At 43.7% G+C, this 12,857-nt stretch carries 13 protein-coding genes and 1 tRNA gene; 10 read left to right on the plus strand and 4 right to left on the minus strand.

Going from position 1 to position 12,857, the window contains the following annotated elements:
• The first annotated feature begins 209 nt into the window (after nt 1-209).
• A complete protein-coding gene (locus tag GVO60_RS10745) occupies nt 210-1,601 on the plus strand; it encodes a peptide MFS transporter (protein ID WP_159653781.1) in 1,392 nt (463 codons plus the stop codon).
• A 90-nt stretch (nt 1,602-1,691) separates the two neighbouring features.
• On the opposite strand, the gene GVO60_RS10750 is transcribed toward GVO60_RS10745, so the two are convergent.
• Nucleotides 1,692-4,343, minus strand: a complete 2,652-nt coding sequence (locus GVO60_RS10750) for a beta-N-acetylhexosaminidase (protein WP_159653783.1) — start codon at nt 4,341-4,343, stop codon at nt 1,692-1,694.
• Nucleotides 4,344-4,750: 407 nt separating this feature from the next.
• On the opposite strand from GVO60_RS10750, the gene GVO60_RS10755 reads away from it, so the two are divergent.
• The gene (locus tag GVO60_RS10755) at nt 4,751-5,617 is read left to right on the plus strand and encodes a TraB/GumN family protein (RefSeq protein WP_159653785.1); all 867 of its coding nucleotides are present in this window, start codon (nt 4,751-4,753) and stop codon (nt 5,615-5,617) included.
• A gap of 409 nt (nt 5,618-6,026) precedes the next feature.
• On the opposite strand, the gene GVO60_RS10760 is transcribed toward GVO60_RS10755, so the two are convergent.
• Nucleotides 6,027-6,103, minus strand: a tRNA-Pro gene (locus GVO60_RS10760).
• Nucleotides 6,104-6,462: 359 nt separating this feature from the next.
• On the opposite strand from GVO60_RS10760, the gene GVO60_RS10765 reads away from it, so the two are divergent.
• From GVO60_RS10765 to rluF, 3 genes are all read left to right on the plus strand, one after another.
• On the plus strand, nt 6,463-6,603 hold the full coding sequence (locus GVO60_RS10765; RefSeq protein ID WP_005476401.1) for a DUF3149 domain-containing protein: 141 nt from the start codon (nt 6,463-6,465) through the stop codon (nt 6,601-6,603).
• 156 nt (nt 6,604-6,759) lie between these two features.
• Entirely contained in the window at nt 6,760-7,341 is a 582-nt protein-coding gene (gene smrA / locus GVO60_RS10770) for a DNA endonuclease SmrA (protein ID WP_159653787.1), read from the plus strand.
• A 94-nt stretch (nt 7,342-7,435) separates the two neighbouring features.
• Nucleotides 7,436-8,473 (plus strand): 23S rRNA pseudouridine(2604) synthase RluF, encoded by a 1,038-nt coding sequence (gene rluF, locus GVO60_RS10775; RefSeq protein WP_159653789.1) that lies wholly within the window; start codon nt 7,436-7,438, stop codon nt 8,471-8,473.
• 54 nt (nt 8,474-8,527) lie between these two features.
• On the opposite strand, the gene upp is transcribed toward rluF, so the two are convergent.
• Entirely contained in the window at nt 8,528-9,154 is a 627-nt protein-coding gene (gene upp, locus GVO60_RS10780) for a uracil phosphoribosyltransferase (RefSeq protein WP_159653791.1), read from the minus strand.
• A gap of 177 nt (nt 9,155-9,331) precedes the next feature.
• On the opposite strand from upp, the gene purM reads away from it, so the two are divergent.
• From purM to GVO60_RS10805, 5 genes are all read left to right on the plus strand, one after another.
• Nucleotides 9,332-10,372, plus strand: a complete 1,041-nt coding sequence (gene purM, locus GVO60_RS10785; RefSeq protein ID WP_159653793.1) for a phosphoribosylformylglycinamidine cyclo-ligase — start codon at nt 9,332-9,334, stop codon at nt 10,370-10,372.
• A 2-nt stretch (nt 10,373-10,374) separates the two neighbouring features.
• Nucleotides 10,375-11,016 (plus strand): phosphoribosylglycinamide formyltransferase, encoded by a 642-nt coding sequence (gene purN / locus GVO60_RS10790; RefSeq protein WP_159653795.1) that lies wholly within the window; start codon nt 10,375-10,377, stop codon nt 11,014-11,016.
• A gap of 101 nt (nt 11,017-11,117) precedes the next feature.
• A complete protein-coding gene (locus tag GVO60_RS10795) occupies nt 11,118-11,771 on the plus strand; it encodes a tellurite resistance TerB family protein (RefSeq protein ID WP_159653797.1) in 654 nt (217 codons plus the stop codon).
• 119 nt (nt 11,772-11,890) lie between these two features.
• Nucleotides 11,891-12,097, plus strand: coding sequence for a YaeP family protein (locus GVO60_RS10800; RefSeq protein WP_159653798.1), 207 nt, complete (start codon nt 11,891-11,893; stop codon nt 12,095-12,097).
• The gene (locus GVO60_RS10805; RefSeq protein WP_159653800.1) at nt 12,097-12,288 is read left to right on the plus strand and encodes a DUF4250 domain-containing protein; all 192 of its coding nucleotides are present in this window, start codon (nt 12,097-12,099) and stop codon (nt 12,286-12,288) included. Before GVO60_RS10800 ends, GVO60_RS10805 begins: the two co-directional genes overlap by 1 nt.
• A gap of 87 nt (nt 12,289-12,375) precedes the next feature.
• Here the strand turns inward: GVO60_RS10805 and GVO60_RS10810 are convergent, their stop codons facing one another.
• Nucleotides 12,376-12,705 (minus strand): DUF3622 domain-containing protein, encoded by a 330-nt coding sequence (locus tag GVO60_RS10810; protein ID WP_159653802.1) that lies wholly within the window; start codon nt 12,703-12,705, stop codon nt 12,376-12,378.
• Nucleotides 12,706-12,857 lie beyond the last annotated feature (152 nt).

The raw sequence follows: 12,857 nt of genomic DNA on the forward strand, positions 1-12,857 counted from the left end.
AGCTTAGCGTCAATTACAACCTTCGATTTTGCAACATTAGTTTGTAGCACAGATATAACCCTTAAATTACCCTGACTTTTTCTTTATTAACATAAACTTACCGAACAGATGGTAGTTATTATCATCTCGCCACTCATTGCAGTTTATTTATCCAAGATGTATATGTAATCAAAAATAAAATTCTTTAATAGATAGCATTAGTAAAATTTATGACAAACCAACATCAACAATTCTTTGGTCATCCTCGTGGCCTGTTCCTTTTGTTCGGAACCGAACTATGGGAGCGATTCTCTTACTACGCGATGCGTGCCATCCTAGTTCTATATTTAACAGACACAACTATAAATGGCGGCCTGGGCTGGTCGACTAAAGATGCTCTAGATCTCTACGGCATCTATACTGGACTCGTTTACATTACGCCTATGGTTGGTGGCTGGCTAGCGGATAACTACTTAGGTCAGCGACGTTCTATTTTGATTGGTGGCGCACTAATGGCCATCGGTCAATTCACACTGGCTCTACCTGCAGATGTGATCGGCATGAGCGTCGTTCACAGCTTCTATCTAGGTCTAGCACTACTTATCACGGGTAATGGTCTTTTCAAGCCCAATATCTCTACTATGGTGGGTGACTTGTACGAAGAAGGCGATAACCGTCGTGATGGCGCATTCACTATCTTCTATATGGGTATCAACCTAGGTGCTCTTATTGCGGGTGTTGTTTCTGGCTCTGTTACTAACGAATTTGGTTGGAAAGCAGGCTTTGCCGTGGCAGGTGCAGGTATGATCATAAGCTTGATTATGCAAATGACTCTAGCCAAATCTTGGTTGGGTGATATCGGCACTGTACCGGCAGCTGCTCGTGATTTAGAAAAGAAAAAGTCAAAACAAAAGCAACCACTCACCAAACAAGAAGTTGACCGTCTTAAAGTTATCTTGGTTATGGGATTGTTTGTGATCGTGTTTTGGGCAGGCTTCGAACAAGCTGGCGGCCTAATGAACATCTACACTCAACAATACACAGACCGAATGATCGGTGGATTTGAAGTGCCGGCGGCTTGGTTCCAGTCTCTGAATCCATTCTTTATCATCACTCTTGCACCAATCCTTGCTGCACTATGGGTGAAAATGGGTCCAAAAGAACCAAACTCACCAGTTAAGTTTGCCATGGCCCTATTCTTCCTCGCCCTTGGCTTTCTATGTATGGTCGGTGCGGTAATGGAACAAGGCGGAGACACAGCAGTAAAAACATCAATGCTATGGTTAGTTGGCGCGTTCTTCTTCCATACGCTCGGTGAACTGTGCCTATCACCAATTGGCCTATCTCTTGTAACTAAGCTTGCACCGCTACGTTTAGCGTCATTGATGATGGGCGCGTGGTTTGGCTTTAATGCAATCGCGAACTATGTCGCGGGCTTGATTGGTTCCCATGTGGGTGAACTCGGTGCCCTACCTATTTTTGGTGGTATCGCAATTGCTGCAACGATTTCAGGTGTGGTATTGCTTATGTTCTCTAACACACTCGTTCGTTGGATGCATGGCGCTGAAACGCCGATTAGTAATGCAGAACAAGTTGAAGAGCAGCAAACTCAAATTGCTTGAGCTCTGGCTCTTCAAGTAACCAACTTAAAAAACGCCCGACCAAATTATTGGCCGGGCGTTTTATTTTCACTTCACATAGATAAGAAAAGGTTATTTGACGCTAGTTACACGGCTTACTTTTTCCCCTGTCGCCGAAACTGAACGAATAAAGACTTCACCTTCTACTGCCGGACGTGCGCTGTCAGCGTAAGTCAGCCAGTTTTCACCATCCAGAGAGTATTGCAGCTCAACACCTGGGAACTGAATGTTCATTGCAAGCGTTCCTTGTTCTACTTTTGCACCAGGAACAGGTAGGCGGTAATCAATGCCTGACTTTTCTAGTTTCACCAACTCTCGCTGGCCAAGGATATTGGCAAAACGGTTAAAGTCTTTATTGCGTGCTTCTTTGTCAACTAAGTTAGTCTCTTGAGAATACTCAACACCAACCTTGTAATCGTTTTCCCACTCTGCGCGGTGCCAAGCACGTTCCGCAGCCGCTAGTACACGAGGGAATACCATGTACTCATACTGTTCATCAGTGCGCACCGTTTCTGACCAAAGCTGAGCAGATAAGCCATAGAAAGGTTTCGCTTCAATTTCACCTTTTCCAGTAAAGCCGTTACCGTCACGATCTACCGACGTTTCTGCGTTTTGAGGCATGTTCTCTGGTGCAAAACCAAACATCTTACGTGTATCTGTCGCACGCGTTGCCCAGTAGTAGCCACGCTCTTTAGCATCGATTTCGTATGGCATATCCATGTAGACATAGTCTGGGTTAGAAACAATCACGTCGTATCCTTTCTTAGACCAATCATAGACTGATGAAGTACCGCCCCAGTAAAGTACATCCCAGAAGTTTACGCGCTTGTCCGCAGTCGCGAACGCATCTGAACCTTCACTGTACTTCAAGCCATCTTGCCATGCTTGGAATGCAGGAATACCTTTCTCAGCAACAATCTTAGACACTTCTTCTGCAAAATAACTCGGTAAGTGACCAAAATCGCTAACCGTACCGTTGGCAATCAGCTTTTGGCATTGAGGCGATTGTGCAAACGGCTTGTCTTGAGCTGAAAGATCAATCGTCCCTTTCCAGCTTACTTTCTCTTCTGCGTTCACATCTTGGAAACCAGCGCCTAGCTTGATGTTCTTCGCTTCGTCACCGCCAAAATGCCACGTTGTTAACGGTGTGCCGGCTTCTTGGTGCATCGCTGCTACTTCCGAAATCACCTTGTCGACAAAGCGAGTTGAAGATTCAAGACATGGGTTGATAAAGCTGTGCTTGTCGTAGAACTGAACCGTTGTAACATTTGAAGCATCTTGAGGGTCCATTAAACGGAACTCATTCGCTTCAACTTCTTTACCTTGTTCCATCAAACGCTCATAACGTGCTTCCATTGATACCACCGCTGAACGAGCGTGCGCTGGCATATCAATTTCAGGAATCACCTCAATACCACGAGCTTTAGCGTGCTTAAGGATCTCTACGTAGTCTGCTTTGCTGAAGTAACCAGAACCAAAGTTGTCTGTCGTTGGGCCAGAGCCTAGCTGAGGTAACAGACAGCTCTTCTCTTCAAGATCAAAACAACGATTTGAACCCACATCCGTTAATTCTGGAAGACCTGGAATCTCTAAACGCCAGCCTTCATCATCTGTTAAATGAAGGTGAAGCTTATTCATCTTGTACGCTGACATCTGGTCTAACGTTGCCAAAATAGCGTCTTTTGAGTGGAAGTTACGCGCCACATCCACCATCACACCACGGTAATCAAAACGAGGTGCATCTTTAATAGACAGCTGTGGAAGCGACTGAGCATTCTGGCTATCTACCAGGCCAAAGATAGATTGAACTGCGTAAAAAGCACCTGTTTGATCAAAGGCTTTAATCGCGATACCTGAATCTGTAATGCTTAACTCATAAGCACCTGATTTTGCTAAGTCACCTGTGAAGTCAGCAGGAACAACAGCAACACTCACTGGGAGCGAGCCGCTCACATCCACATTAACCACAGCTGCGCGATCTTCAATTGCTGCAAACTGAGCCGCATCAAATTGATCTTTTGGTAGAGAGATACCTTTAGCGATGCTAACAGAGCCCTTACCTGCTTCGACAAACATTGGAGTAGGCAGTAAGGTTGTTGTCACATCTTGTGCGGTGATATCAGAGTTTTTCTCAAAGCGAGATACCGCTGTCGCCATTACATTATTGTCATCAGGCGTACGTTTCAGGTTGTCACCCTCTAAACCCGTTACAAAAGAGGCAACATCTTCGGTATTAAGAGAGGCAATCAGCTTAGGTTCTGCATTTGGTGCCGTTACAAATGCACCTGGCATAAAGTCAGTTTCAAATAGCTGCCAGTATTCGCCAATTAGGGGTAACACAACCTCTTCACCAGCGGCAAAGCCATCAAATTTTTCAGTCGGTTCAAGTTTATGTAGGTCACCCGTTACGCGTGAAATTTTGAATTGTTCGTTATCAACATCAAGAATTAATCGGATGCTATGGAAGTAGATAGCCCAATCTTTAGAGTCAACCGCTTCACCTTGGTTCACTAAAGTCATGTTCACTTTATTACAAGAAGCCCACTCAGCGCCTAAGTCTTGACACGCAAGACCGTCATTCGCGCCATGGTTGGTTAATACTTGGTATTGAACATCCAGGTTATCTGCAAGTGAGTTGACCACTTGTTGCTCAGACGATTGAAAAGAAGCACATCCTGCTAACGTCGCTAATACAGACGCTGCAACTAGACTTTGTTTAAACATCTTACTTACCCCAAAATATGAAATAGAACCCAAAAGGAGGTTCGAAAACTTAAGATGTAAACAACATAACTCGAGTTATTTTTTAGCGTAAAATTAATGATTAATGATAGTGATCTGATTCAAATTTTATATTTTCCAATTTACAAAAATAACTTTAAAACAGACACTTAAGGAAAACGTTAATTTCGACATACTTGTTTTAACGAGATTACTGGGAGATGAATCACAGGTTAATGGCCTAAAACCCTCTTTTAGTTGAATCAAGATCACAGCATGCTATTTGTTATCTTAGGCTCTAATTTCAGCCACTGTTGCAGACTGTGATTTCAAGCACGAAAAAAGCTCGTCAAAACACGTTGAAATCAAACAAAACAACAATTTTTCAGTAACGCACCAAGGACAACAACATGCATAAACACCTCTGTGCTCTCGTACTCATATTCAGCACACACGCTTTGTCAGAACCACTCTATTGGAGCGCGGAAAGAGGAAAACTGAAGTATCTGATTGTTGGCTCTGTACACGTGGGGGATGACAGCATGTATCCCTTACCAGAAAAAATTAGTAAGACCCTAGCAAAAAGTAACGGATTAATACTTGAAGCCGATATTAGGAAAACTGAGGGACTTCAATACCCAGCAGCGACGCTCGCTAGTCACAATATTCTGAATAAACAGCAACAGAAAGACCTCGCGGGGATTGCGAACTTGTTAGAACTAAATCCCAATGAAATGTTAAATGCCCCACCTTGGGCGGTTGCACTTACAATTCAAATGCGACAAATCCAGTATTTAGGCTATCAAGCAGACAATGGCGTTGATGTACACCTGATGAACAAAGCAACACTGAGAAATATTCCTGTACTAGGCCTAGAGCCACTCCAGTTCCAAGTCGATCTACTCACTGGACAAAAGGAAGGCGGAAAAGAACTGTTAACCAGTACCATTGAACAATTTGATCATAATGAAAACGCTATCCACTGTTTGATCGATAGCTGGAAAGCAGGTGATTTAAAAAAGTTAAATCAATTTGCCAAATTGACAGAAATGTCACCAGAATTTGAACAAGCTTTCTTAACAGATCGTAATCTCAATTGGGTTGAGAAACTTGCTGATCCAAGTTGGCTACCAAATAAACAAGGTCAATACGTAATGGTAGTAGGCACATTACACCTTATTGGCGAAGGTAATGTAGTTAGCCTACTAAAAGAAAAGGGCTTTCGAGTTAAACAAGTCTCCACCAGCGAACAAGCGAAGTGCGAGTTTAAGTATTAAGTAAAGACAGCTTCGTCAACATAGGTATAGATAGGCTAAAAGCGTGAGTTAAGATTCATCAATTGTTCTACGATTCTATCAAGAGATTCCCTACTCCTTCACTCGCCAGTCTATGGAATGACAAATACAAAAGCCTATTTGAATGAAAAAAGGCTCTACATTTCTACAGAGCCTTTCTTTAAATACAGTCGCTGAAGAGCCAGATTCTAATTTCAGACGAACCCCACGCAGGTTCTAATCCTATTTCCTATACTCTAAAACGACGAAAGCCTGCTATAAAAGCAGGCTTTCTTAATTTGGTCTTTGAAGAGACATTCTTTAAACATCAGGCGAACCCGCATCTGTTCGAATCTCTACATTGTAGAATGCAAAAAAGGCTCTGCATTTCTGCAGAGCCTTCTTTTAAATGTGGTCGGTGAAGAGGGATTCGAACCCCCGACCCTCTGGTCCCAAACCAGATGCGCTACCAAGCTGCGCTATTCACCGATAATGTTGACTTCGGAATTCACATGACTGAGGGTCGCCCTCTGGTCTGCTATTCCTAAACCCCGAGATGCGTTACCAAGCACGCTATTCACCGAGATGTTTAACTGAGAACTTATCCCCGTCAACGGATGCGTATATTACGGATTCTCAGAATGAACGCAACCCCTTTTAATTAACTTTTTCAAATTATTAGCTCAGTTGCCTAAAACGTCATCAACGGGCGACAAAGTGTGAGCAAAAACACACCAAGAGGAACAAATGTGCAACCAAATAACAACAATTGATCTAGATCAGTGTTGCATATTTAACCAAGGTTTACCGTGGAACTGTCATCTCACTTTGTACTCGATGGAGGAACTATGGACTTTTGGCTTGATCTCCTATTTGGTAATGCGGTAGGTCTATCTTCAATGATTGTCATCTTTGGAGCCTTGGGTCTGATGCTATTCTATGGCGGTTTTATCATCTACAAAGTGATGAACGACAAATCTCCTCACTAGAATCGCTTAGCCCTATTCTCAGAATAGACATTCGCTATGCACCGAAGTAGATACATTGTCTGCTTCGGTTTTTTATTTCTCGCCTATGAATTAGTGATCATTTCCTTTTTAGATTGGTATAATAGCAGTATTGATTTACTACTCTGAGATGTAGCCATGTCTCACGATGATGATTTTGCCCTTTTTCAAGAAATGATGGGCGACGTAAAACCACTTCAACAAGATACAACCGAGCATAAAAAACAGCATCAAGTCACTGACGCACACCTCGCTAAGCGTGAAGCAGCGATATGGTTGACTGAAGACGATCCTGAATACTTATCAATTGATCACGCAACCATGCTCAAACCTGATGACATGATTGAGTTTAAACGTGATGGCGTTCAAGAAGGTGTTTACCGAAAACTAAGGCTCGGGAAATACCCAATTCAAGCGCGATTGGATTTACATCGTCGAACTCTCAAAGAAGCCCGCGACGAAGTTGTGAAGTTTCTTAAGCAATGTATTCAGTGGGATATTCGCACTGTCGTTATTGTTCACGGTAAAGGCGAAAAATCGAACCCACCTGCAATGATGAAAAGCTTCGTCTATCAGTGGCTACAACAGATACGCGATGTACAGTGTATCCATAGTGCTCAGCGCTTCCATGGCGGTACTGGTGCTGTCTACGTTATGCTAAGGAAAAGCGCCGAAAAGAAACTCGAAACTCGCGAGCGCCACCAAAAGCGTATGGGATAATTACACCATCAATGCTAAACTCTCTATGGCAGCCTAATGAGGCTGCTTTTTATTTTTTAACGCCGTTGTGAAACGTAACTAAGGTTCAAACAACATGTCTCAAGATTCTGCAAAACGTTTAAATAAATACATCAGTGAAACAGGCTTTTGTTCGCGCCGTGAAGCCGACAAGCTCATTGATCAAGGTCGAGTAACGATTAATGGCAAGATCCCTGAAATGGGTACCAAGGTCCTACCTGGTGATGATGTCTGCATTGATGGTAAGCCTGTCAGTGCCAAAGAGAAGCCTGTCTATATTGCTCTGAATAAACCAACAGGTATCACTTGTACAACTGAACGTGATATCCCAGGAAACATCGTTGATTTTGTCGGCCTTAAGAAACGTATCTTCCCTATTGGTCGATTAGATAAACCTTCCGACGGCCTGATTTTCTTAACCAACGACGGCGATATCGTTAATAAAATCCTACGCGCGGGGAATAATCACGAAAAAGAATACGTGGTTCGTGTTGATAAGCCGATTACGGATGACTTCATTAAGAAAATGGGGGCTGGCGTCAGCATTCTCGATACCGTGACTCTGCCTTGTAAAGTGACGAAGGAGACTAAATTCTCTTTTCGCATCGTATTAACTCAAGGTCTTAACCGCCAAATTCGCCGCATGTGTGAAGCGCTAGGATATGAAGTGTTTAAGCTTCGTCGTGTTCGCATCATGAACATCTCTCTTGATGGCATTCCAAATGGTCAGTGGCGTTACATGACTGATGCAGAGGTCGCAGAGATTCTGGCGATGTGTGAAGGGTCAGTAAATACCGAAGACGCATCAAAGGTCGACGCAAAAGGCCACCGCATTCGCCGCGCGACAGATGCGAAACTGTTTGATAGCCGTGAAGAAAACCAAGAGTCGACTGCACGTCGCAATCAAAAGCAGCGCACTTTTAAAGGTCGTAACGCCGATGAGTTTCGTCATGCTCCCAACTCAAAGAAAGGCCGTGCCGATAGATCTGATGACAAGCGTGGCCGCTCAAGTAATCAAGGCCAAGGTAAGCCAGCTTATAAGGGCAAGTCAGATAAATCAGCACACCGCCCAGCGAAACCACGCGTTGGCGGTACGTTGAGTCTGAAGAAATAGTAAAAGAAAAGGGAGCCAATCGGCTCCCTTTTTTAATCATTTCGCACTCTCTAATTATAGAGTACCGAAGATCTTATCACCTGCATCACCAAGACCAGGAACGATGTAGCCCTTGTCATTTAGCTTCTCATCGATAGCAGCTGTAAATAGCTCGACATCTGGGTGCGCTTTTTCTAGTGCTTCAAGACCTTCTGGAGCAGCAACAAGAACAAGAACTTTAATCGCTTTACAACCTTTCTCTTTTAAAAGATCGATAGTTGCGATCATTGACCCCCCCGTTGCAAGCATTGGGTCAACCACTAGAGCGATACGCTCATCCATGTTTGATGCTAGTTTGTTGAAGTATGGTACTGGCTCTAGCGTCTCTTCGTCGCGGTAGATACCAACAACACTGATACGTGCACTAGGCATATGCTCTAGAACACCATCCATCATGCCAAGACCAGCACGTAGAATTGGCACAACTGTTACTTTTTTACCTTTAATTTGATCTACTTCAACAGGACCGTTCCAACCTTCAATGGTTACTTTTTCCGTTTCAAAGTCCGCAGTCGCTTCGTAAGTTAATAGGCTACCAACTTCAGTTGCTAGCTCACGAAAGCGCTTAGTGCTGATGTCACCTTCTCTCATTAGACCAAGTTTGTGCTTAACAAGAGGGTGTTTTACTTCAACAACTTTCATTTCCATCTCCGGATATCAGGTAATTTTTAAACAAACCTCCAGATTATAAACGATTTCGTTCTCAATTTCTTGCTATCAATCAAAAGAAAAAACTTGCGCAAACGTTTGCTATCTATGTTTATCCACTGTTAGAATAGCGCCGTTTTCATATCCAACTTAAAAACCGAGGACTTCCCTGTGAGTGCTGATAACACATCTCTTAGCTATAAAGACGCTGGCGTTGATATTGATGCAGGCAACGCGCTTGTTGACCGTATTAAAGGTGCTGTAAAACGTACACGTCGCCCAGAAGTAATGGGTGGTATTGGTGGTTTTGGCGCATTATGTGAACTACCAACGAAATATAAGCAACCTGTACTAGTTTCTGGCACTGACGGTGTAGGTACAAAACTTCGCCTTGCTTTGGATATGAAAAAGCACGACACCATTGGTGTTGACCTAGTTGCAATGTGTGTGAACGATCTTATCGTTCAAGGTGCTGAGCCACTATTCTTCCTAGATTACTACGCAACGGGCAAGCTAGATGTAGATACCGCTGCTGATGTGGTTTCTGGCATTGCAGATGGCTGTGTACAAGCTGGCTGTGCACTTATCGGTGGTGAAACTGCTGAAATGCCGGGCATGTACGAAGGTGAAGATTACGACGTTGCTGGCTTCTGTGTTGGCGTTGTAGAAAAAGAAGACGTGATCGATGGTACTAAGGTTGCCGCTGGTGATGCTCTAATCGCCGTCGGTTCAAGTGGCCCTCACTCAAACGGTTACTCTCTAATTCGCAAGATTCTAGAAGTATCTGGCGCAGACAAAAATGAAGAACTCGCTGGCCGTACTATCGGTGAACACCTACTAGAGCCAACAAAAATTTACATCAAATCAGCGCTTAAGATGATTGCAGAGCACGATATCCACGCGATCTCACACATCACTGGCGGTGGTTTCTGGGAAAACATCCCTCGCGTACTTCCACAAGGTACTAAAGCCGTTGTCGACGGTAACAGCTGGGAATGGCCAATTATCTTCAAATGGCTACAAGAAAAGGGCAACGTAACGACTCACGAGATGTACCGTACATTCAACTGTGGTGTTGGCCTTGTGATTGCTCTACCTAAAGATCAAGCAGATGCAGCTGTTTCACTACTAAACGCTGAAGGCGAAAATGCTTGGGTTATCGGTGAAATTGCGAACGCAGAAGCTGGCGAAGAACAAGTAGAGATCAAATAAGCATGAAGAGTATCGTTGTTTTAGTTTCAGGAAATGGCTCGAACCTGCAAGCGATCATTGACGCATGTAAGACCCAAATTACAGGTGGTCGTGTCACCGCTGTGTTTTCTAACAAAGCCGATGTGTATGCGTTAGAACGAGCAAAGAAAGCCGATGCAGGCGCTCACTTCCTTGATCCAAAAGCATTCGATACTCGTGATGCCTTTGACCAAGAGCTCATGAAGCAAATCGATGAGTATCGTCCAGACGTGATCGTCCTTGCTGGTTACATGCGCATTCTAAGTGGCGAGTTTGTTCGTCACTATATGGGCCGTATGATTAACATCCACCCTTCTCTATTGCCTAAGTACCCTGGGCTCAATACCTACCAACGCGCAATTCATGCCGGTGATGAAGAGCATGGTACTAGTGTCCATTTCGTCACTGAGCAACTAGATGGTGGCCCAGTAATTCTGCAGGCTAAAGTGCCAATTTTCGACGAGGATAACGTTGAGACGTTGACAGAGCGTGTTCAAACTCAAGAGCACAAAATCTATCCAATGGTGGTTAAGTGGTTAGTTGAAGAACGCTTGGTCATGAAAGATGAAAAAGAAGCTTACCTTGATGGTGAACTTCTCGGTATCCACGGCCACGCTGAGCACTAATTATAGATTTTCAATCCATTTGGCGAGCTTAATGCTCGCCTTTTTTTCATCTTCTGTTCATCTTGGATAAGCTAATCTGTCAGCAACAGAGGAGAACAAAGATGGATTTAAAAAGCTTACTTAACCAGGCCCTCAACTCTGATCTTGTCAAACAAGGTCAACAGCAGATCAAACAACAATCAAGTTCAGGTTCCCTAAAATCATTAGGTGCGGGCGCTGTTGGTGGCGGATTGGTTAGTCTTTTAATGGGCTCAAAAAAGAGCAAAAAGCTCGGTAAAAAGGTGGGTAAAAACGCCCTAAAAGTGGGTGGAGTCGCCTTACTAGGTGGACTAGCTTATAAAGTCTATAACGACTATCAATCCAAGCAAGCGACATCAGCCTCACAAGATACATTTAACCCTAATGACGACATTCATAGCCAACTTATTATTAAAGCCATGATTGCAGCAGCCAAAGCTGATGGTCATGTCGATTCACAAGAAATGGAACGTATTGAGCTCACTCTCAAACAGGCCGGTGCGGATTCGCAATTACAGCATTTACTACATGAAGAACTCAACAAGCCTCTCGAGCCAACAGAGGTGGCAGGCTTAGCGCAATCACCACAACAAGCTTCAGAGATCTATCTTGCATCGCTCATTGTTGTCGATGAACAGAACTTCATGGAAAAAGCCTACTTACAAGAGTTAGCCAAGCAGCTAAACCTATCGCCCGAAGTGACCTATCAGCTTGAGCAACAACTCGTTAGCGAGTGACATTGTGCATATATCACACAGCCAGTTCTATCTCTTGCGCTAGGACAAACCTAGCTTTTGAGTTTCTAATGACGAGTGTGTATATTTGAGAGCAGTTATCATTTATCGGAGTTAAGCCCATGCAAGTATATGGCTGTTGTGAACTGATTCGTGAGCTTTACGCGCAAATCGGTAGTGGCGATCAAGCTTATGTCCCACAAGCAATTTCATGCGCTGTAAGAGCATTGAACGATATTGCTGCTGATGAGTCGCTACCAAAAGAAGCTCGTGAAAAAGCAGCTTTTGCAGCTGCAAACCTACTTATCTCGGATTTTGAGGATAAGTAATGAATCTTGCCAACTTTGAGTCAATGGACCCAATCATGCTGATGAGCATCATCAATATGAAGCTTCGTGATGATTTCGGTGGTGATTTAGACAAGCTGGTTGCTTACTTCGATATCGATAAAGCAGCGCTAGAAGCAAAACTGGCAACCGCTGGGTTTGACTTCTTACCTGACGCTGGCCAATTCCGTTAATTGAGTCTCTCCACGTCAGACACACAAATTAGATACAAAAAAACCGCCTTACATTGGGCGGTTTTTTATCAAATGACGACAGAAGAATTACTCTTCGTCGAAGAAATCGTCTTCTTCACGTGCCGCTTTTTCTGCTAGGTAACGTGCTTTTTTCTCAGCAGCTTCTTGAGCTAGACGCTCTTCACGTTCTTCACGTACTTTGCGCGCTTCACCTTTGCGCTCGTTGCGTTCCGCTTGGTTCTTGATGAAACCTGCAAGTTCTTTCTCAGCCCAAGCTTGAGCTTCTGCTTCAGTTTCAAAACCAGTTTCGCGCTTTGATACTGTTGTTTTACGTGAAGTTACTTGACGAGTGATCTCTGCACACCAGCCGTTACGTTTTTCTGTAGTACGGATAGCGAATTTTGGATTTTTAGACATTTAATTCATTCCTAAGGGATTAATCAGGGATTCGGTCAACTTGATAACTCCATCTAAGCTGAGCTATTTAACACCATCCCTTGGTAAGCGCGGTATTAGAGCATAAAAGTGAGTTCTATGCTGCAAGTTTTTTAACTGACCACTCAAAAAGA

The organism is Vibrio atypicus, from assembly GCF_009811315.1.
Taxonomy (GTDB): domain Bacteria; phylum Pseudomonadota; class Gammaproteobacteria; order Enterobacterales; family Vibrionaceae; genus Vibrio; species Vibrio atypicus.

Excerpts from the sequence above, each read along its gene's own strand:
- GVO60_RS10745 (WP_159653781.1), top strand. The coding sequence starts at position 210 with ATGACAAACCAACATCAACAATTCTTTGGTCATCCTCGTGGCCTGTTC.
- GVO60_RS10750 (WP_159653783.1), bottom strand. The coding sequence starts at position 4,343 with ATGTTTAAACAAAGTCTAGTTGCAGCGTCTGTATTAGCGACGTTAGCA.
- GVO60_RS10755 (WP_159653785.1), top strand. The coding sequence starts at position 4,751 with ATGCATAAACACCTCTGTGCTCTCGTACTCATATTCAGCACACACGCT.
- GVO60_RS10765 (WP_005476401.1), top strand. The coding sequence starts at position 6,463 with ATGGACTTTTGGCTTGATCTCCTATTTGGTAATGCGGTAGGTCTATCT.
- smrA (WP_159653787.1), top strand. The coding sequence starts at position 6,760 with ATGTCTCACGATGATGATTTTGCCCTTTTTCAAGAAATGATGGGCGAC.
- rluF (WP_159653789.1), top strand. The coding sequence starts at position 7,436 with ATGTCTCAAGATTCTGCAAAACGTTTAAATAAATACATCAGTGAAACA.
- upp (WP_159653791.1), bottom strand. The coding sequence starts at position 9,154 with ATGAAAGTTGTTGAAGTAAAACACCCTCTTGTTAAGCACAAACTTGGT.
- purN (WP_159653795.1), top strand. The coding sequence starts at position 10,375 with ATGAAGAGTATCGTTGTTTTAGTTTCAGGAAATGGCTCGAACCTGCAA.
- GVO60_RS10795 (WP_159653797.1), top strand. The coding sequence starts at position 11,118 with ATGGATTTAAAAAGCTTACTTAACCAGGCCCTCAACTCTGATCTTGTC.
- GVO60_RS10800 (WP_159653798.1), top strand. The coding sequence starts at position 11,891 with ATGCAAGTATATGGCTGTTGTGAACTGATTCGTGAGCTTTACGCGCAA.
- GVO60_RS10805 (WP_159653800.1), top strand. The coding sequence starts at position 12,097 with ATGAATCTTGCCAACTTTGAGTCAATGGACCCAATCATGCTGATGAGC.
- GVO60_RS10810 (WP_159653802.1), bottom strand. The coding sequence starts at position 12,705 with ATGTCTAAAAATCCAAAATTCGCTATCCGTACTACAGAAAAACGTAAC.